Annotated in this window: 17 protein-coding genes; 13 read left to right on the top strand and 4 right to left on the bottom strand. The window is 61.3% G+C overall.

What is annotated here, in order from left to right; translation table 11 throughout:
- Positions 1 to 87 precede the first annotated feature (87 nt).
- Positions 88 to 1,077 (top strand): transcriptional regulator FtrA, encoded by a 990-nt coding sequence (ftrA, locus tag AC1MDC_RS22365; RefSeq protein WP_085698653.1) that lies wholly within the window; start codon positions 88 to 90, stop codon positions 1,075 to 1,077.
- Here the strand turns inward: ftrA and cobF are convergent.
- Together cobF and AC1MDC_RS22355 are read right to left on the bottom strand one after the other, a co-directional pair.
- The gene (gene cobF, locus AC1MDC_RS22360) at positions 1,046 to 1,801 is read right to left on the bottom strand and encodes a precorrin-6A synthase (deacetylating) (RefSeq protein WP_227235176.1); all 756 of its coding nucleotides are present in this window, start codon (positions 1,799 to 1,801) and stop codon (positions 1,046 to 1,048) included. The two genes, ftrA and cobF, sit on opposite strands and share 32 nt — an antisense overlap.
- On the bottom strand, positions 1,798 to 2,355 hold the full coding sequence (locus AC1MDC_RS22355) for a histidine phosphatase family protein (protein WP_480393737.1): 558 nt from the start codon (positions 2,353 to 2,355) through the stop codon (positions 1,798 to 1,800). The genes cobF and AC1MDC_RS22355 overlap by 4 nt, the downstream gene beginning before the upstream one ends.
- Here AC1MDC_RS22355 and AC1MDC_RS22350 point away from each other — a divergent pair.
- The 9 genes from AC1MDC_RS22350 (at position 2,240) to AC1MDC_RS22310 (ending at position 10,951) form a co-directional block, all read left to right on the top strand.
- Positions 2,240 to 2,485: a hypothetical protein gene (locus AC1MDC_RS22350; RefSeq protein WP_227235644.1), complete on the top strand. Its 246-nt coding sequence runs from the start codon at positions 2,240 to 2,242 to the stop codon at positions 2,483 to 2,485. The genes AC1MDC_RS22355 and AC1MDC_RS22350 overlap by 116 nt on opposite strands.
- A gap of 207 nt (positions 2,486 to 2,692) precedes the next feature.
- On the top strand, positions 2,693 to 3,547 hold the full coding sequence (locus AC1MDC_RS22345; RefSeq protein WP_085698650.1) for a MurR/RpiR family transcriptional regulator: 855 nt from the start codon (positions 2,693 to 2,695) through the stop codon (positions 3,545 to 3,547).
- Between the two features lie 2 nt (positions 3,548 to 3,549).
- Entirely contained in the window at positions 3,550 to 4,194 is a 645-nt protein-coding gene (locus AC1MDC_RS22340; RefSeq protein WP_085698649.1) for a cysteine hydrolase family protein, read from the top strand.
- A complete protein-coding gene (locus tag AC1MDC_RS22335; protein ID WP_085698648.1) occupies positions 4,191 to 5,522 on the top strand; it encodes a type I glutamate--ammonia ligase in 1,332 nt (443 codons plus the stop codon). The genes AC1MDC_RS22340 and AC1MDC_RS22335 overlap by 4 nt, the downstream gene beginning before the upstream one ends.
- A complete protein-coding gene (locus AC1MDC_RS22330) occupies positions 5,506 to 6,258 on the top strand; it encodes an N-formylglutamate amidohydrolase (protein WP_085698647.1) in 753 nt (250 codons plus the stop codon). The genes AC1MDC_RS22335 and AC1MDC_RS22330 overlap by 17 nt, the downstream gene beginning before the upstream one ends.
- Positions 6,259 to 6,345: 87 nt before the next feature.
- The gene (locus tag AC1MDC_RS22325) at positions 6,346 to 7,695 is read left to right on the top strand and encodes an APC family permease (protein WP_480393673.1); all 1,350 of its coding nucleotides are present in this window, start codon (positions 6,346 to 6,348) and stop codon (positions 7,693 to 7,695) included.
- Positions 7,696 to 7,814: 119 nt separating this feature from the next.
- The gene (locus tag AC1MDC_RS22320; protein ID WP_480393672.1) at positions 7,815 to 8,831 is read left to right on the top strand and encodes an arginine N-succinyltransferase; all 1,017 of its coding nucleotides are present in this window, start codon (positions 7,815 to 7,817) and stop codon (positions 8,829 to 8,831) included.
- A 55-nt stretch (positions 8,832 to 8,886) separates the two neighbouring features.
- Positions 8,887 to 9,921 (top strand): arginine N-succinyltransferase, encoded by a 1,035-nt coding sequence (gene astA / locus AC1MDC_RS22315; RefSeq protein WP_085704066.1) that lies wholly within the window; start codon positions 8,887 to 8,889, stop codon positions 9,919 to 9,921.
- A gap of 160 nt (positions 9,922 to 10,081) precedes the next feature.
- Positions 10,082 to 10,951: an isocitrate lyase/PEP mutase family protein gene (locus tag AC1MDC_RS22310; RefSeq protein ID WP_007956238.1), complete on the top strand. Its 870-nt coding sequence runs from the start codon at positions 10,082 to 10,084 to the stop codon at positions 10,949 to 10,951.
- A gap of 89 nt (positions 10,952 to 11,040) precedes the next feature.
- Here AC1MDC_RS22310 and AC1MDC_RS22305 read toward each other — a convergent pair whose 3' ends face one another.
- Together AC1MDC_RS22305 and AC1MDC_RS22300 are read right to left on the bottom strand one after the other, a co-directional pair.
- Complete coding sequence (locus AC1MDC_RS22305; protein WP_085698643.1) at positions 11,041 to 12,276, bottom strand: M20/M25/M40 family metallo-hydrolase; 1,236 nt, start codon at positions 12,274 to 12,276, stop codon at positions 11,041 to 11,043.
- A gap of 84 nt (positions 12,277 to 12,360) precedes the next feature.
- Positions 12,361 to 13,434 (bottom strand): diguanylate cyclase, encoded by a 1,074-nt coding sequence (locus AC1MDC_RS22300; RefSeq protein ID WP_480393671.1) that lies wholly within the window; start codon positions 13,432 to 13,434, stop codon positions 12,361 to 12,363.
- Between the two features lie 190 nt (positions 13,435 to 13,624).
- Here AC1MDC_RS22300 and AC1MDC_RS22295 point away from each other — a divergent pair, with 190 nt between their 5' ends.
- The 3 genes from AC1MDC_RS22295 to hglS all read left to right on the top strand — a co-directional run bounded on the left by AC1MDC_RS22295 (position 13,625) and on the right by hglS (position 17,516).
- A complete protein-coding gene (locus tag AC1MDC_RS22295) occupies positions 13,625 to 15,079 on the top strand; it encodes a flavin-containing monooxygenase (RefSeq protein ID WP_480393670.1) in 1,455 nt (484 codons plus the stop codon).
- 16 nt (positions 15,080 to 15,095) lie between these two features.
- Positions 15,096 to 16,034: an alpha/beta fold hydrolase gene (locus AC1MDC_RS22290; RefSeq protein ID WP_085698640.1), complete on the top strand. Its 939-nt coding sequence runs from the start codon at positions 15,096 to 15,098 to the stop codon at positions 16,032 to 16,034.
- Positions 16,035 to 16,145: 111 nt separating this feature from the next.
- Positions 16,146 to 17,516 (top strand): 2-oxoadipate dioxygenase/decarboxylase HglS, encoded by a 1,371-nt coding sequence (gene hglS / locus AC1MDC_RS22285; protein ID WP_480393669.1) that lies wholly within the window; start codon positions 16,146 to 16,148, stop codon positions 17,514 to 17,516.
- The last annotated feature ends 250 nt before the right edge of the window (positions 17,517 to 17,766 follow it).

Raw genomic sequence — 17,766 nt, 5'->3', positions numbered from 1 at the left:
TTTGTCTGTGGGGATGAACAGACTTTATCGAGCCGTCGCTTGCCGCTACAGTGGCGCACAAGACACTCACCGGGAATTTTCCGCCAAATGCCTGATTCACCTGGATTGGTCGCGATTCTGGCCTACGACGGCCTCTGCACATTCGAGTTCGGTATCGCCGTGGAGATCTTCGGCCTGGCCAGGCCGGAGTTCGATTTCCCGTGGTACGAGCACTGCATTGCGGCGGTCGATCAAGGCCCGATGCGCGCCATGGGCGGTATTCAGGTGCTGGCCGATGGCGGTTTTGAGCTGTTGGCAGAGGCGCGCACCATCATCATTCCCGGCTGGCGCGACCGCAGTGCGCCAGTGCCGGAGGCCTTGCTCGAAGCATTGCGTGATGCGCATTCACGCGGCGCCCGGTTGCTGTCGATCTGCTCGGGCGTCTTTGTGCTGGCAGCCAGCGGCCTGCTCGACGGGCATGGCGCCACCACCCACTGGCGCTACGCCTCGGAGCTGGCCGAGCGCTTCCCGGCCATCGATGTCGACCCGGATGTGCTTTACGTCGATTCCGGCCAGTTGATTACTTCGGCCGGCAGTGCAGCCGGGATCGACGCCTGCCTGCATCTGGTGGCGCGGGACTTCGGCACCCAGATCGCCAACGCGGTGGCACGACGGCTGGTGATGTCGCCGCAGCGCACCGGCGGCCAAGCGCAATTCATTCCCACCCCAGTCAGCCCGACGCCGCGCAGCGACCTGTCGCGCGTGATGCAGTGGGCCCGCGAGCGCCTGCATGAACCGCTGGAGGTGCGCGATCTGGCCAGCGAAGCGGCGATGAGCGAACGCACCTTCCTGCGCAAATTCACGGAGGCCAGCGGCCAGTCACCCAAGGCCTGGTTGCAACACGAGCGTCTGGCCCGGGCCCGTGAGTTGCTGGAAAGCACGCCGCAGAACACCGAGCAGATCGCCCTGCGCTGTGGTTATCGCTCGGTGGAAAGCTTTCGTGTGGCGTTTCGCAGCGTGGTCGGGGTGCCACCGTCGGTGTATCGCGAGCGCTTCGGTCGGGAGGTCAAGGCTTGCGCAACAGATAGGTGTCCATGATCCAGCCATGCTCGGCCCGGGCAGCCTTGCGCACCCGTTCGATTTCATCGGCAACAGCGCCGAGCTTGCCTTTGATAAGGATTTCATCCGGCGTGCCGAGGTAGGCGCCCCAGTAAATCTCTGTCTCCCGATCCGCCACGTGGTGGTAGGAATCTTCGGCATCGAGCATCACCACCAGACTGTCCGTGTCACTCACCTGCCCCGCTGCCAGGCGCCGGCCGGTAGTGATTTCAATCGAACGACCGATGGTGTTCAACGGCACCTTGTGCTGTGCCGCCAAGGCCTGAACGCTGGTAATGCCGGGAATGACTTCGAATTCAAACGCACATCGCCCCGAGGCCAGAATCGCCTGCAGGATGCGAATCGTGCTGTCGTACAGCGCCGGATCGCCCCACACCAGAAAACCGCCGCACTGCCCGTCAGGCAATTCGTCATTGATCAGGTGTTCGAAGGTTTGCTGCTTGGCACGGTTCAGCTCATCGACACTGGCGTTGTAGTCCACATCGCCGCGCTCGCGCTCAGGGCTGTGGGCTTCGGCGAAACGGTACGTACGATCGGTGATATAGCGCTCGCAGATTTCTCGCCGCAGGTCGATCAACTTGTCCTTGCTCTGGCCCTTGTCCATCAGGAAAAACACGTCCACCCGGTTCAGCGCCTTCACCGCCTGCATCGTGATGTAGTCCGGGTTGCCGGCACCGATGCCGATCACCAGCAATCGCTTCATTGCTCTGCTCCTTCCAGGTTCATGCCGGACAAGCGTAGTCGCCAGCGCCCGGCAAACCGCAGCTCGACCGCCGCCAGCGGTTCGACATCGAGGCTGTGAAACGCCTCGCCCTGCACGACCTGAGTCAATGCAGCGCGAATCACGAACGGATGAGTGACCGCCACCACGTGCCCCGGCGTGGCTTGCAGTGCAACCAGCCACGCGGCCACCCTTTCACGCAGCTGTGCCACCGACTCACCGCCATGGGGTGCGGCGTGCGGATCTTCGAGCCACGCTTGCAATGCCTCGGGTTCGTTTCGTTGCAAGTCCTTGAGCGATTGACCTTGCCACCGGCCCCAGTCGCAATCACGCAGGGCCTCATCGACGTGCGCTTCATGGCCAAACCACGCTGCCGTCTGACGGCTGCGCAGCTCCGGGCCACAAATCAGACGAGATGCCATGGCGAAACGCGAAGCCAGCGAACAGGACGCCAACTCCGTTTCTTCAACAGGTTCGTTCGTAGGAAAACACGCCAATTTTTGTGCGACGGTTCTGGCATGGCAGATCAATGTCAAACGGGTGGTCTGCACGGGGAGTCACTCGGCTGGAAGACAGGACAACCATCAACGCAATCGCGGATGGAGCGGCAATTGTGCCGTAAAACAGGAGGCTCCAAGCAAGTCGACCGGATGGCCTGAAGTGTGATAGTGCAATTGTCTGACACCACTATGGGCAATGGACTACAAGACTGATCGACAGCGGTGTAACCCTTGCGTTACGGGCATCCCGCCCCATTTTGGGGCTCGGTCTAAACACCAAAAAATTCGCTAGACATGTAGCGCCAGTTACATAAATACTGTTTTAAAGGATTATGAAGCGAATTCAACACCCCCCCATCCAGCAGGAGCCCGGATGCCCCCTCTAAGAGACCTGATCACCGACCCCGGCCTTGATCTGACGCCGTCGGAGCGCAAAGTCGTTCGCGCCTTGCTCGATCAGTATCCACGCAACGGGCTTGGCCCGATGGCGCGCCTGGCCGAACATGCCGGCGTCAGCGATCCGACCATCGTGCGGCTGGTTAAAAAGCTCGGCTTCGGCGGATACGCCGAATTCCAGGACGCCCTGCTCAGCGATATGGACCATCGCCTGCGCTCACCGCGCACGCTGTTGCAGCCGCGTTCGCATCAGAACAAGGACGATGCCTGGAGCCATTATCTGGCTCACAGCCATAACCTGCTGGCCGAAACCCAAGCCCTGACCCAACCGGAAGACGTGCGGATCCTCGCCGACTGGCTGCTCGACACCCGCCATCAGGTCTACTGCTTCGGCGGGCGCTTCAGTAGTCTGATGGCGACCTACCTGCTCAACCATTTGCGACTGCTGCGCCCCGGCTGTTTTGCGCTGGAGGACAACGCGCAGCTGCCGGATCGCCTGTTCGACCTGCAACGCCAGGACGTGGTGCTGGTGTTCGACTATCGCCGCTACCAGACCCAGGCGTTGCGCGTGGCCAGCGCCGCGAAAAACGGCAACGCCCGCGTCGTGCTGTTCACCGACATCTATGCCTCGCCGCTGCGCGAACTGGCCGACATGATCATCAGCGCTCCGGTGGAGTCGGCTTCGCCGTTCGACACCATGGTTCCGGCGCTCGCTCAGGTTGAAGCGCTGATCGCTTGCCTGACCCTGCGCTGCCCGGACCTGGCCGATCGCCTGGAAGGTATCGATGCCCTGCGCAACGACTTCGACACCCACTTGCTGGAGGATAAATAAGGATGTTCAGTCTTCCCCATCGCTCGCCACGGGACCTGCCGTTTGTCACCGACCACACCGCGCTGTTGCTGGTGGACATGCAGCGAGCCTGGCTTGAGCCCCAGTTCGACCCGCACCTCGAAGGCCCGGACGCCGCGTACTTCCTCAACCGCACGCGCTCGCAAGTGGTGCCCAATCAGGTTCGGCTGCTCAACGCCTTCCGCGACACCCGGCAGAACGTACTGCACACCCTGATCGAAAGCCTGACCGCCGATGGCCGCGACCGCTCGCTGGATCACAAACTGTCGGACATGCATCTGCCCAAGGGCAGCCCGCAGGCACAGGTCATCGCTGAACTGACGCCTGCGGAAAACGAAATCGTGCTGCCGAAGACCTCGTCCGGGGTCTTCAACTCGACCAACATCGACTACGTGCTGCGCAACCTCGAAACCCGCCACTTGATCATCGCCGGCATCGTCACCGACCAGTGCGTGGACATGGCCGTGCGCGACGCCGCCGACCGTGGCTATCTTGTCACCCTGGTGGCCGACGCCTGCGCGACCTACACCGAAGCGCGCCACGACGCTTGCCTGAATGCGATCAAGGGCTACTGCTGGATCACCGACACCGACACCGTGCTTGGCCGGTTGCAGGAGATGCAGCCATGACCGAACGCCTGTCGCCGTTGCCGATGACCACCATCGTCACCACCGACCTGATCGGCGTCACTCGAGGCCGTTCGTTTCCCACCGATGAGCTGGAGCACTATCAGGCCGCCGGTTGTGGCTGGGTGCCCGCCAACAGCGCGCTGACGCCGCAGGACATCATCGCTTCGACCAGTCCGTGGGGCGCTTATGGCGATTTGCGGCTGATTCCCGATCTGGCCAGCCGCGTCACCGTCGGCAACGGCCCGGACGCCGCCGCCCCGGCGCTGGACTTCATTCACGGTGACATCCGCGAGACCGACGGCCGACCATGGGCAGCCTGCCCGCGCACTCTGTTGCGCAACGAGGTCGAGCGCTATCGCGATGAACTCGGCTTGCAGGTCAACGCCGCGTTCGAACACGAATTCAATCTGCACGCCGGGTTTGCCGAACATCTGGCGTTCTCGCTCGAAGCCCAGCGCCAGGGCGCCGAATTCGGTGGATGGTTGCTCAGCGCGCTGCGCGCCGGAGGTGTCGAGCCGGAGATGTTCCTGCCCGAATACGGCAAGCACCAATACGAAATCACCTGCCGCCCGACCCTTGGTGTGGCGGCGGCGGATCGCGCGGTGAACGTGCGCGAGATCACCCGCGAAATTGCCCGGCAAATGGGCCTGGATCTGAGCTTTGCGCCGAAGACCGCCGCCGACGCGGTGTGCAACGGCGTTCACTTGCACGTCAGCCTGCTCGATCCGGCCGGTCAGCCGATGCTCTACGACGCCGGCACCAGCAATGGTCTGTCGACCCTCGGCCAGCACTGGGCGGCGGGCGTGCTGCATTATTTGCCGGCGCTGTGTGCGTTCACGGCACCGACGCCGGTGTCGTACGAGCGTTTGCAGCCGCACCACTGGAGCGCGTCGTACGCCTGCCTCGGCCAGCAAAATCGCGAAGCCGCGCTGCGTATTTGCCCGACCGTGAGCCTGGGCAACACACCCGTGGCAAAGCAATACAACCTGGAATTCCGCGCCATGGACGCCACCGCCTCGCCGCATCTGGCAATGGCCGCGCTGCTGATCGCCGGACGCCTGGGCATCGAACAGCGTCTGGCACTGAACGCGATCACCGATGAAATCCCCGATTCACTCAACCATGAACAACGCAAGGCCCGGGGCATCGTTGCCCTGCCCGCCTCCCTGGCCCAGGCACTGGATTGCCTGCGTCGCAGTGAAGCGCTGATCGAAGCGCTGCCAAGCGCGTTGCTCGAGACTTTTTTCGCCCTTAAAACCGAGGAACTGGCGCTGACGGAACAGCTCTCGCCCGCTGACCTGTGTGAGCACTATGCACGCCTGTACTGAATCCGCCGAGTTGGGGTTGTACACCCGACCGGTCTACAACCTGAGCCGTGAAGATTCGACGCACCCGCTGATTCTGGTGTGCGAACACGCCAGCCGCTACATCCCGGAGGCCCTGAACAATCTGGGCCTGGATGACACCGCGGCGCGCGAACACATTGCCTGGGACATCGGTGCGCTGGAACTGGCCGAGCAACTGTCGGAAAAAATTGGCGCCACACTGCTGAGCGCCAACTATTCGCGTCTGCTGATCGACCTCAACCGCCCCCGGCATGCACCCGACAGCATCCCGGCGCAGAGCGAGATCTATCAGGTGCCGGGTAACCGCGAGCTTGACGAGGCCACCCGCGAATACCGTCGCCAGTGCCTGTTCAAGCCGTTTCACACGCGGCTGCAGCAACTGATCGATGCACGTCTGGCCGAAGGTCGGCCGGTACGCGTGGTAGGCATTCACAGTTTCACCCCGGTGTACTACGGCCAGCCGCGCGAGCTGGAAGTCGGCGTGCTGTTCGGCCAGGCCAAGGCCTATGCCCGACAGATGCTCGACGGTCTCGGCAAGCACCCGCTGAAAGTCGCCGGTAACCAGCCGTACAAGATCGACCCGCTGGGCGACATGACCGTGCCGGTGCACGGCGATGCGCGGGGCCTGGAATCGGTGTTGATCGAAGTGCGCAACGACCTGCTGCGCAGCCCGGAAGCGGTGACCCGCTGGGCGAATTATCTGGCGCCATTGCTGTAAGAATTGTTGTAACCACTGCTGACGCTGTAAACGACGGACCGACATAACAACTAAAACGAACGATTGGCTGACAAGGAGTTGCGCTTCATGGAAATAGAAGAGTTTGGCTACAAACAGGAGTTGAAACGTAGCCTGACACTCACCGACCTGGTGGTGTACGGGATGATCTTCATGATCCCCATTGCCCCGTTCGGGGTGTATGGCTACGTCAACGCCGAGGCACCGGGGATGGTGCCCCTGGCGTACATCATCGGCATGGTGGCAATGGTTTTCACCGCGCTGAGCTACGGCAGCATGGCGCGGGCCTTTCCGATTGCCGGATCGGTGTACTCCTACGCGCAACGGGGCCTGAATCAACACGTCGGCTTCATCGCCGGCTGGCTGATGCTGCTCGATTACCTGCTGATTCCGCCGCTGCTTTACGTCTACGCGGCAATGGCGCTCAACCACCTGTACCCGGACATCCCTAAAGTCGGTTTTATTCTGGCGTTCCTGGTCAGCGCAACCTTCGTCAACCTGCGCGGCATTACCTTCACCGCCCGCATGAACATACTGTTCCTGCTGGCGCAGCTCGTGGTGCTGGGGATTTTTCTGTTCTACGCCTGGAACGCCCTGCACAACGGTGGCGGCAACGGTCAGTTGACCCTCGCGCCGCTGTATCACCCGGAAACCTTCAACTTCGCCTTGCTGATGCAAGCAGTGTCGATTGCGGTGCTGTCGTTCCTCGGCTTCGATGCGATCTCCACCCTCGCCGAAGAGATCAAGGGCGATCCGGGCCGCAGCGTCGGCAAAGCAGCGTTGATCACTCTGGTAGTAATGGGCGCAATCTTCGTCGTACAGACCTGGATCGCCACCGATCTGGCCGCCGGCATGGGCTTCAAGTCCGCCGACACCGCGTTCTATGAAATCGCCGAAATCGCCGCCGGCAGCTGGCTGGCGACTTTGACCGGCGTGGCCACGGCCCTGGCCTGGGGCGTGGCGGTAGCGATCACTTCGCAAGCGGCGGTCTCGCGCCTGCTGTTCGGCATGGCCCGCGACGGCAAGTTGCCGAAGGTGCTGGCCAAGGTCCACCCGAAACACAACACGCCTTACCTGAGCATTTATCTGGTGGCGGTGCTGTCGCTGGTGATCTGCTACCTGTTCATCAATTCGGTGGACACCCTGACTTCGCTGGTCAACTTCGGCGCCCTGAGCGGCTTCATGCTGCTGCACCTGACCGTGATCAATTACTACTGGCGCCGGCAGAAGTCCGGCCAGGTGATTCGTCACCTGATCTGCCCGGTGATCGGCTTCATCATCGTCGCGGCCATCATGTACAACATGGGCGTCGATGCACAAAAACTCGGCCTGATCTGGATCGCCCTGGGTCTGGTGTACCTGTTCTTCCTGAACAAACTCGGCGCCAGTACCGCGCTGCCCGACCCGAGCAATGGCTGACAAGAAAAAGGGCGGCGTCTGACAACAAATCAGGCGACCGCCGCTTTAACGCGTGGAAACCGACAGTGATAGTCAGGTTCGGCGAATGGGCCGAACCTTTTTGATACAGGAGTGCATCCATGCTGGTCTTACGTCCAGTCGAGCCAAACGACCTGCCTCAATTGCAACAATTGGCGCGCGACAGCCTGGTGGGCGTCACCTCCCTGCCGGACGACAGCGAGCGTCTGGGCGAAAAAATCGCAGCGTCCTGCGCCTCGTTTGACAGCGATGCGGCGGTCCAGGGCCCGGAGAATTACTTCTTCGTGCTGGAAGACCTGGACAGCCGCCGCCTGGTCGGCTGCTCCGAAATTCTCGCCACCGCCGGCCACGACGAACCGTTCTACAGCCTGCGCAACCGCCACTTCACCAGTGCTTCGCGAGAGCTGAACATCGAACACGGCGTGCCGGCACTGTCACTGTGTCACGACCTGAGCGGACATACGCTGCTGCGCGGTTTTCACATCGATGAAGCGCTGGTCCGCACGCCGTTTTCCGAATTGCTGTCGCGGGCACGCCTGCTGTTCATCGCCGCCCACGCGCCGCGATTTGCCGAAGCGGTGATTACCGAAATCGTCGGCTACAGCGACGAGCAAGGGCATTCACCGTTCTGGGATGCGCTGGGCAAACATTTCTTCGACCTGCCCTACGTCGAGGCCGAACGCCTGTGCGGCTTGCAGAGCCGTACGTTTCTCGCCGAACTGATGCCGCAATACCCGATCTACGTGCCGATGCTGCCGCAGGCGGCGCAGGACTGCATCGGCCGCGTCCACCCGGACGGCCAGGAAGCCTTCGACATTCTTGAGCGCGAGGGTTTTGAAACCAACAGCTACATCGATCTGTTCGATGCGGGCCCGACCTTGTATGCACGCACCGGCAACATCCGTTCGATCGCGCAAAGCCAGACCGCTACGGTTCAGGAAGCTCTTCTGATCGATGCACGCGGTCACTATCTGGTGAGCAACGATGCTCTGCATGGCTTTCGGGCGGTGGTCGCCGAGCTGGATTACCAGCCCGATCAGCCCCTGGCACTGGACCCTGCCCTGTGCGCGGCACTCAACGTCCGCGCTGGCGGCACGATCCGGGTGATCGCCCTGTGAACCGCGCCTCTACCCAACGACAGTGCCCGAGCAGGCGCGCAAAAGGAGTTGCAGCATGATTGTCCGTCCGGTTCAAGTCAGCGACCTGCCTGCATTGATGACACTGGTGCTACAGGCTGGGCCGGGGTTCACCACCCTGCCCGCCAATGAAGATCGCCTGGCCCACCGGGTACGCTGGGCACAGCGCACCTTCGCCGAGCAGGTCGAGCGGGCCGATGCCGATTACCTGTTCGTGCTTGAAGACGACGAACAGCGAGTGGTCGGTGTCAGTGCCCTGGCCGGGGCTGTCGGCCTGCGCGAGCCCTGGTACAACTATCGGGTCGGGCTGACGGTCAGCTCGGCACCGGACCTGGGCATTCAGCGGCAGATCCCGACGCTGTTCCTCAACAATGAACTGACCGGCCAATCGGAGCTGTGCTCGCTGTTTCTGCGCCACGACCAGCGCCACGGCAGCAATGGACGTCTGCTGTCGCTGGGGCGCTTGCTGTTTGTCGCCGAATTCCCGCACCTGTTCGGCGAGAAAATGATCGCCGAACTGCGCGGCACTGCCGACGAACGAGGCTGTTCGCCGTTCTGGGACAGCCTTGGGCGGCATTTCTTCCAGATGGATTTCAGCCATGCCGACCACCTGTCCGGGCTGGGCAACAAGGCCTTCATCGCCGAACTGATGCCGCGTCAGCCGCTGTACACCTGCCTGCTCACCGAACAGGCCCAGGCCGTGATCGGTCAGGCCCACCCCAACACCGAACCGGCACTGAAAATCCTCCAGTCCGAGGGCTTCGCCCACAAAGGCTACATCGACATCTTCGACGGCGGCCCGGTGATCGAAGCACCGATCGGCAGCATCCGCACCGTGCGTGACAGCCTGGAACTGACCCTGAGCATCGGCACGCCGGACGAACAGGCACCGCTGTGGCTGATCCACAACCGGCGTCTGGAAAACTGCCGCATTACCGTCGCTCCGGGACGCCGGGTCGGCAGCAATCTGGTGGTTGACCGCCTCACCGCCAAACGCCTGCAATTGCAGCCGGGCAACTCCGTACGGGCGGTGCCGCTGCCCAATCAACAGCAGCAGGCAGTGGCGGCCTGAGCGCCTCTGCCTGCAGCAAGAAAGCCTGAACAGGTTTTTCCTGGTTAACTTCCTCGTTAATTCGTCATGATCCTTGACCCATTGGCGTGATAGCCTTTTCACCTTCGGCGTTGACACCTTTGCTCAAGCCTTTCCATTCCTTTGTATTGGTGGAACTCGTATGACCAGGCTTTCTCATCAAGATTTGCGCCGTAACTTCCGTCAGTTGCTGGCTTCCGACACCTGCTATCACACCGCCTCGGTGTTCGATCCGATGTCCGCCCGCATCGCCGCTGACCTGGGTTTTGAAGTAGGGATTCTCGGCGGCTCGGTCGCCTCGTTGCAGGTTCTGGGCGCTCCGGACTTTGCCCTGATCACCCTCAGCGAATTCGCTGAACAGGCCACCCGCATCGGCCGCGTCGCCCAATTGCCGGTGATCGCCGACGCCGACCACGGTTACGGCAACGCGCTGAACGTGATGCGCACCATCGTCGAACTGGAACGCGCCGGCGTCGCTGCGCTGACCATTGAAGACACCCTGCTGCCAGCACAATTTGGCCGTAAATCCACCGACCTGATCACCGTCGCCGAAGGCGTCGGCAAGATCCGTGCGGCACTGGAAGCCCGGGTCGATTCGGAAATGGCGATCATCGCCCGAACCAACGCCGGCATCCTGCCGAACCAGGAAATCATCAGCCGCACCAAGCAGTACCAGGCCGCTGGCGCTGATGGTATCTGCATGGTCGGGATTCAGGACTTCGATCAGCTCGAGCAGATCGCCGAACACCTGACCGTGCCGCTGATGCTGGTGACCTACGGCAACCCGGCGCTGCGCGACGACAAACGCCTGGCCGAACTGGGTGTGCGAGTGACCATCGACGGCCACGGTGCCTACTTCGCGGCAATCAAGGCGACTTACGACAGCCTGCGCGAACAACGCCAGATCTTCACCCAGGCCTCGGACCTGAGCGCCACCGAGCTGACCCACACCTACACCCAGCCTGAGGAATACATCCTCTGGGCCAAGGAATACATGAGCGTCAAAGAGTAACCTCGCAACACGCGACAAAGAGGCAGAGCGGCCCGACGCCATTACGAGTCCCACTCGCATGGCGCCCGCCGCAAAACCGCTGGCTGCCGTTACTGTTTCGCCAACTCCATAATCATCCGCGACAACAGATAAATCCGCGGCGCAACGCTTTCCACCTCCGCATATTCCTCCGGCGTGTGAATGTTGCCGCCAACAATCCCGAACCCATCCAGCGTCGGCGTACCCACCCCGGCCGACAGGCTCGCATCCGCCGCCCCGCCGCTGCCTTCTTCAGTCAACTTGCGGCCGATCTCGCCGTAGATCCCTTGAGCCATCGCCATCAAACGATCCGACTCCGCCGTCTGCGGCATCGGTGGCAGGCCGCGTTGCAATGAAGTCTTCACTTCGGTGTCAGGAATCAGCTTGTCCTGAGACACCCGCGCCAGATCCTTCTCGATCCGGTCGAACTCTTCCGGCACTGCCGCCCGCACGTCAGCCTTGGCCGTGGCCTGATCCGGGATCACGTTGGTGCGATCACCCGCCTTGAGCACGGTGAAGTTGATGGTGGTTTTCCTGGCTTCATCGCCGAGCTTGCCCAGTTGCAGGATCTGATGCGCCGCTTCCATCGCCGCATTGCGTCCCAGTTCCGGCGCGACACCGGCGTGGGCAGCCTTGCCCTTGACCTCGACCAGTGCGGTGGCGCTGCCCTTGCGCCACACCACCAGCCCATCTGCCGGACGGCCCGGCTCGAGATTGAGCGTCACGTCGTGCAGCCTGGCGGTTTTCTTGATCAGGTCAGTGGCGACGTCCGAGCCGGTTTCTTCGCTGGCATCAAGCAGAAAAGTGATTTGCGCGTAATCCTTGAAGTCGAGGTTCTTGAGGATTTTCAGCGCGTAGATGCCGGCGACGATCCCGCCCTTGTCGTCCATCACCCCCGGCCCGTAAGCGCGACCGTCCTTGATGTGGAACGGTCGCTCGGCAGCGGAGCCTTCCTTGAACACCGTGTCCATGTGCGCCATCAGCAGGATCTTCGCCTTGCCGGTGCCTTTGAGCGAGGCGAGTACATGGTTGGTCTTTTCCGGGGAGTTGGGCACCAGTTCGATGGTGGCGCCGAGCTTTTTCAGCTCATCGATGGCGATTTCGCTGACTTGTCTGAGGCCTTTTTCATCGCCGGAACCGGAGTCGATATTGACCAGGCGTTCCAGCAGTTTCAGGGCTTCGGATTTGTATTGCTCGGCGTCGGCCAGTACTTGTTTGTGCGGTTCGGCGAAGGCGCCTGCGGTGGTGAAAGAGAGGGTCAGACCGAGACCGGCGGCCAGTAGGGAACGGGGGAATTTGAACGTCATGAATCAATCCTTGTTTCGTGTCGGGTACTGAACCGTACCTCACATACCCCCAAGGCTCTATCCCGGATGCGACACCCGATCCGTTCAGACCGAATCGAATACCTCGCGCCGCGGCTTGTTGTCGCTGCAGCAAATCACCCGGTTACGCCCGCCGGCCTTGGCCTCGTACAGCGCCTGATCGGCGTCATCCAGCCATCGTGTCGCATCACCGTGGGCGGGATCGAGCGCCGCCAGACCGATGCTCAGGCTGACTTTCAGCGCCGGGTTCTGTTCGTACACCAGAAAGGAAAAACGCTCACGCAACGCTTCCATCGCCTGCGCCGCGTTAAACAGCGGCAAGTCCGGCAGGATCACGCAAAACTCGTCGCCGCCGTAGCGCCCCGCCACATCGGCCATGCGCAGGTTCTGCTTGAGCATCTTGCTCAACTGACGCAGGACGAGATCGCCGGCCACGTGGCCGTAGGTGTCATTGATCGCCTTGAAGTGATCGATGTCGATCAGCGCAATCGTCGCGCCGGTCTGCTGACGTTTGCAGCGTTCAAACTGGATTTCCAGTTGATCCTTCCAGGCGCCGTGATTGAGCAGACCGGTGAGGCTGTCGGTGCGGCTCAGGGTCAGCAGTTCACGTTTATGCAGGCCGAGGGTGTAGGCCTGGCGAAAGCAGATCCAGCCCAGCGCCAGCGGATACAGCATCAGCAGCGGCAGACAGGCATAGAGTTGCGCCGGTGTGGTCATCGGGACGAACGCGGGCGCAAATACCACCAGCCCGACACCGACGCCAAGCAACTGTGCCGCCGCCCCTGCCACCAGAAAACGCAGGCCGCCGATGGCGACGTTGTTCATCGCCATCATCGAAATGGTCATGGCACTGGGCAAGGGATTGAAGTGCATGGCGGCGACCCAGAAGCCACCGAGGAAAGCGTCGATCAACAGGTTACGGTGTTCGGCGTGATAGGGAACCTTGGCCCGGCGGGCCCATTGATACGCAAGGTGCGGCCAGACCAGGCCGTTGAACAGCATCAGCGCCCAGACCCAGGTCGGCGGGACGAGTGGGTACATCGCGACGCTCACGCACAATAGCCCCAGGACCAGCCCGAGGGTTCGCGATGTATAGAGCCTCCTGGCCAGTGAAAGTCCTTTTCCTCCCGATCTTCCCATAGGGGCCTCGACCACTCGACGGTACTGCGCAGACCGCAGACCGTATGTGCTGGGAGTCTAACAGGGCAACGTTAAATAGCCATCACCGGCCAGCGGGCCGAATGCCCCGTCATCGGCGACACACGGCGGGCAAATGATTGGCTATACATGAAAGGAAGAAAATGGAAAAAAGACTCTAAGAAGGAGGCGCATGCAAACCTACCAAGTGCTGATCATCGGCAGCGGTTTTGGCGGCCAGTGCGCGGCGGTCAATCTGCTCAAGGCCGGTATCGACGACTTTCGCTTGCTGGAACGCCGGGACTTCTTCGGCGGCACCTGGTGCCAGAACACTTACCCCGGTGCAGCGGTGGATGTGCCGTCGCCGCTGTATTCCCTGTCGTTTGCACCTTACCGCTGGACCCGGATGTTCGCTGAACAAGCCGAACTGCACCGCTACACCGATCATGTGGTCGAACGCTTCGGCCTGCGCGACCGGGTGGAGTTACAGGCCAACGTCGAACGTGTCGAGTGGGACGACGCCGAAAAACGCTGGGCCGTCCATACCGGCACGAAAGGCACTTTTTATGCGCAGTTCCTGATCAATGCCACCGGGCCGTTGAGCCAACCGGTCATCCCACACTTCCCCGGTCAGGATCGCTTTCAGGGCAGGACCTTTCATACAAACAATTGGGATCACAGCTACGACTATCACGGTAAACGGGTAGCGATTGTCGGCAGCGGTGCCAGTGCGGCCCAAGTGATTCCGGCAATTGCACCGAAGGTCGCCCGGATGCACGTGTTTCAGCGTACAGCGCACTGGGTGCTGCCCCGCGCCGACCGCACGTTCGGGCGATTCCAGCGTTGGCTGCTGGGTCTGAAACCCGCCTACAAACTGCTGCGCTGGATGATTTACTGGCAATTCGAAACCCGGGTTATCGCCTTCAAGTATTCGAAACCGGCGATTCACATGGTGCAACGCCAGGCCCTGAAGTTTCTCGAACGCCAGGTGACTGACCCCCAGTTGCGGAAAAAACTGACACCGGACTTCACCATCGGCTGCAAACGAGTGTTGCTCTCCAGCACCTACTACCCGGCGCTGACCCGACCCAACGTCACGTTACACAGCCGCGAACAGGGTATCGCCAGCCTCGACGAAACCGGCATCATCACCACGGACGGCCAGCACATCGACGTCGATCTGATTGTCTGGTCGACCGGTTACGACGCCACCGATGGCGTGATTTCCTATCCGGTCAGGGGAAAAAACGCCGTGCAACTGCGCGATGTCTGGGCGCAATACCCACGCGCCTACCTCGGCACCAGCCTGCCGGACTTTCCCAACCTGTTTATCGTCACCGGGCCGAACACCGGCATCGGGCATACGTCGGCGCTGTTCATCATCGAATCGCAGATGAACTACATCCTCGACTGCATCCGCACCTTGCAGGCCAAAGGTCTGCGCAGCATCGAAGTTCGCCCCGAAGCGGAACGTACCTACACTCAGATGATTCACCGGGAAATGGAGCGCACGGTCTGGAAAACCGGCGGCTGCCACAGTTGGTATCAAAGCAGGAGCGGTCATGTGATCGCGATGTTTCCCGGCTTCAGTTTCAGCTACCACCGATTGACCCGGGCGCTGAAACCGGCCGACCACATTCTGTCTTGAACAAGGAAGACCCACGATGCTTTTGCTGTTTGTCGCCCTAGCGGTTTTCGTGGCCTGGAGCTGGTTGAGTTATCCGGCGGTCGGCCACTGGCTCTACGATCTGAGTGCGGCCCTGGAGGCCAGGCTGTACCGGTTGCACAAGATTGAAGTGCCGATTACCGAAATGACTGTGTCGACCTGGCAAGGCGGGCCTTATGAAGCGTCGAGCAGCATTTTGATGCTGCACGGCTACAGCGCCGAAAAAAACCTGTGGTTGCGCTTCGCCCGGCATTTTGTCGGCCAGTACCGAGTGATCATCCCGGACCTGGCCGGCCACGGCGAAACCGGCTTCAAGGCCGGCGGTGGCTATGACATTCCGGTGCAAGCCAAGCGCATGATCCAGTTGCTGGACGTCTGCGGTGTCGAGAAGGTCCACGTGATCGGCAACTCGATGGGCGGCTACATCGCCGCGTGGCTGGCGGCGACCTACCCTGACCGCATCGCTTCGGTGGCGCTGATCGACCCGGCGGGCGTCACTGCGCCCGAGGCCAGCGACATGGAGCGTCACCTGGCTCGTGGGCACAATCCGTTTCTCATCAACTCCCGGGAAGAATTCCGACGTTTCTATGCCATGACCATGGCCTCGCCACCGTGGGTGCCGGGTCTGGTACTCGACGCCATTGCCCAGCGCTACGAGCAACAGCGAGACGAACTGGAAGAGATCTTCCGCGATTTTCGCGCCAGCCCGCCGATGGAACCGAAGTTGCCGGACATCAAATGCCCGGCGTTGCTGCTCTGGGGCCGCAAGGACCGGTTGATCGATGTCAGCAGTGTGCCGGTATGGAGCAAGGGCATCGCCAATCTGCGGGTAGATGTGTGGGATGGCGTCGGGCATATGCCGATGGTCGAGCAGCCCTCGAACACAGCGCGTCTGTACCAGGAGTTTCTGGGGGAGCATTCGCGTCAGGACAGGTAAACGGTCAGTCGTTGGCAGAATGAAGTCCGTAGGATTCTTCGTTTGCCCGCGTCGGCGAAGGCTGCGATCTTTTCCGACATCCTTTACGTGACCGTGCCAGGAATTTTTTTCATGACCGTGCAGCCTTTCGTCAGCCCCGACCTGATCCGCCAACGCTTCTCCAAAGCGATGTCCGACATGTACCGCGAAGAAGTGCCGCTGTACGGCGCGTTGATGGAATTGGTGGAACAGACCAATCGCGACGTGCTGGCGCGCGAGCCGCAAGTCGCCAATCAACTGCAAAGCACGGGCGAAATCGAACGGCTGGACATGGAACGCCACGGTGCGATCCGCGTCGGCACCGCTGCTGAACTGGCCACCCTCGCCCGCCTGTTTGCAGTGATGGGCATGCAGCCGGTGGGTTATTACGACCTGACGCCCGCCGGGGTGCCGGTGCATTCGACGGCATTCCGTGCGGTGCATGAAGAGGCGCTGCAGGTCAGCCCGTTCCGGGTGTTCACTTCGTTGCTGCGACTGGAATTGATTGAAGACCCCGAGTTGCGAGCCTTTGCTGCATCGGTGCTGGATAAGCGTTCGATCTTCACCTCGGCGGCGCTAAAGCTGATCGAACAGGCCGAGTCTGCTGGTGGCCTGAATGAAGCAGAGGCCGGGGAATTCGTCCTGCAAGCGCTGGAGACGTTTCGCTGGCACCACAGCGCTACCGTCACCGCCGCGCAGTACCAGACCCTCAGTGCCCAGCATCGTCTGATCGCCGATGTCGTTGCATTCAAGGGCCCGCACATCAACCACTTGACCCCGCGCACGCTGGACATCGACATTGTTCAGGCGCAGATGCCGCTGCAGGGCATTACGCCCAAAGCGGTGATCGAAGGCCCACCGCGCCGGCAACATCCGATTCTGTTGCGTCAGACCAGCTTCAAGGCGCTGGACGAGCCAATCGCCTTCATTGACCAGACGCAAACCCGCGGCAGTCACAGCGCCCGCTTCGGCGAAATCGAGCAACGCGGCGCAGCGCTGACTCCCAAGGGCCGGGCGCTGTACGACCGCCTGCTGAATGCGGCACGCGATGAACTGGGTGATTTCCCCAACGAAGCCAACGCCTCACGCTACAACGCGCTGATGGCGCAGCATTTCAGCGAATTCCCTGACAGCCTCGAGGGCATGCGCGAGCAGGAATTGGCGTACTTCCGTTACTTCCCGACAGACAAAGTAGGTCGTCCCGCAGATGTAACGCTGCAAGGGTTATTACGCGACGGCTATGTGAAAGCCGAACCGCTGGTGTACGAAGATTTCCTGCCAGTCAGTGCGGCAGGGATTTTTCAGTCGAACCTGGGGGATGCGGCGCAGACGCACTATGGCGAGCATTCCAACCGACAGGCGTTCGAGCAGGCGCTGGGGCGTTCGACCATTGATGAATTGAGGTTGTATGCCGAGACGCAGCAACGCTCGATTGAGGACTGCCTCGCGGTGTTGACTCGATAACGCGGCGATTAGCCATACTGCGCAAGAAGTTGCGCAGTTCTCCGTATTAAACTTCCTACAAAACCTCTGAAACCCTTGCGCTACGAGGCCTCCAGCCAAGTGCGCAAGAAGTTGCGCAGCACTGCGCAACTTCTTGCGCACTTTTTGCCTTAATCCCCGCCCGCTTTCGTCAAAACCGGCACCAATCAGCTCCAACCCGTTGATTTATAAGGCTTCTAAAAAACTGGCACGCTCCTTGATAACAGTCAGG

The sequence above is a fragment of the Pseudomonas sp. 1 genome (assembly GCF_056626735.1).
This window is presented reverse-complemented; position numbering and strand designations above follow the sequence as displayed.

Bases quoted from the DNA above. Each gene is read 5' to 3' on its own strand.
- ftrA (WP_085698653.1), top strand. From the start codon at position 88: ATGCCTGATTCACCTGGATTGGTCGCGATTCTGGCCTACGACGGCCTC.
- cobF (WP_227235176.1), bottom strand. From the start codon at position 1,801: ATGAAGCGATTGCTGGTGATCGGCATCGGTGCCGGCAACCCGGACTAC.
- AC1MDC_RS22350 (WP_227235644.1), top strand. From the start codon at position 2,240: ATGGCGAAACGCGAAGCCAGCGAACAGGACGCCAACTCCGTTTCTTCA.
- AC1MDC_RS22345 (WP_085698650.1), top strand. From the start codon at position 2,693: ATGCCCCCTCTAAGAGACCTGATCACCGACCCCGGCCTTGATCTGACG.
- AC1MDC_RS22340 (WP_085698649.1), top strand. From the start codon at position 3,550: ATGTTCAGTCTTCCCCATCGCTCGCCACGGGACCTGCCGTTTGTCACC.
- AC1MDC_RS22335 (WP_085698648.1), top strand. From the start codon at position 4,191: ATGACCGAACGCCTGTCGCCGTTGCCGATGACCACCATCGTCACCACC.
- AC1MDC_RS22330 (WP_085698647.1), top strand. From the start codon at position 5,506: ATGCACGCCTGTACTGAATCCGCCGAGTTGGGGTTGTACACCCGACCG.
- AC1MDC_RS22325 (WP_480393673.1), top strand. From the start codon at position 6,346: ATGGAAATAGAAGAGTTTGGCTACAAACAGGAGTTGAAACGTAGCCTG.
- AC1MDC_RS22320 (WP_480393672.1), top strand. From the start codon at position 7,815: ATGCTGGTCTTACGTCCAGTCGAGCCAAACGACCTGCCTCAATTGCAA.
- astA (WP_085704066.1), top strand. From the start codon at position 8,887: ATGATTGTCCGTCCGGTTCAAGTCAGCGACCTGCCTGCATTGATGACA.
- AC1MDC_RS22310 (WP_007956238.1), top strand. From the start codon at position 10,082: ATGACCAGGCTTTCTCATCAAGATTTGCGCCGTAACTTCCGTCAGTTG.
- AC1MDC_RS22305 (WP_085698643.1), bottom strand. From the start codon at position 12,276: ATGACGTTCAAATTCCCCCGTTCCCTACTGGCCGCCGGTCTCGGTCTG.
- AC1MDC_RS22300 (WP_480393671.1), bottom strand. From the start codon at position 13,434: ATGGGAAGATCGGGAGGAAAAGGACTTTCACTGGCCAGGAGGCTCTAT.
- AC1MDC_RS22295 (WP_480393670.1), top strand. From the start codon at position 13,625: ATGCAAACCTACCAAGTGCTGATCATCGGCAGCGGTTTTGGCGGCCAG.
- AC1MDC_RS22290 (WP_085698640.1), top strand. From the start codon at position 15,096: ATGCTTTTGCTGTTTGTCGCCCTAGCGGTTTTCGTGGCCTGGAGCTGG.
- hglS (WP_480393669.1), top strand. From the start codon at position 16,146: ATGACCGTGCAGCCTTTCGTCAGCCCCGACCTGATCCGCCAACGCTTC.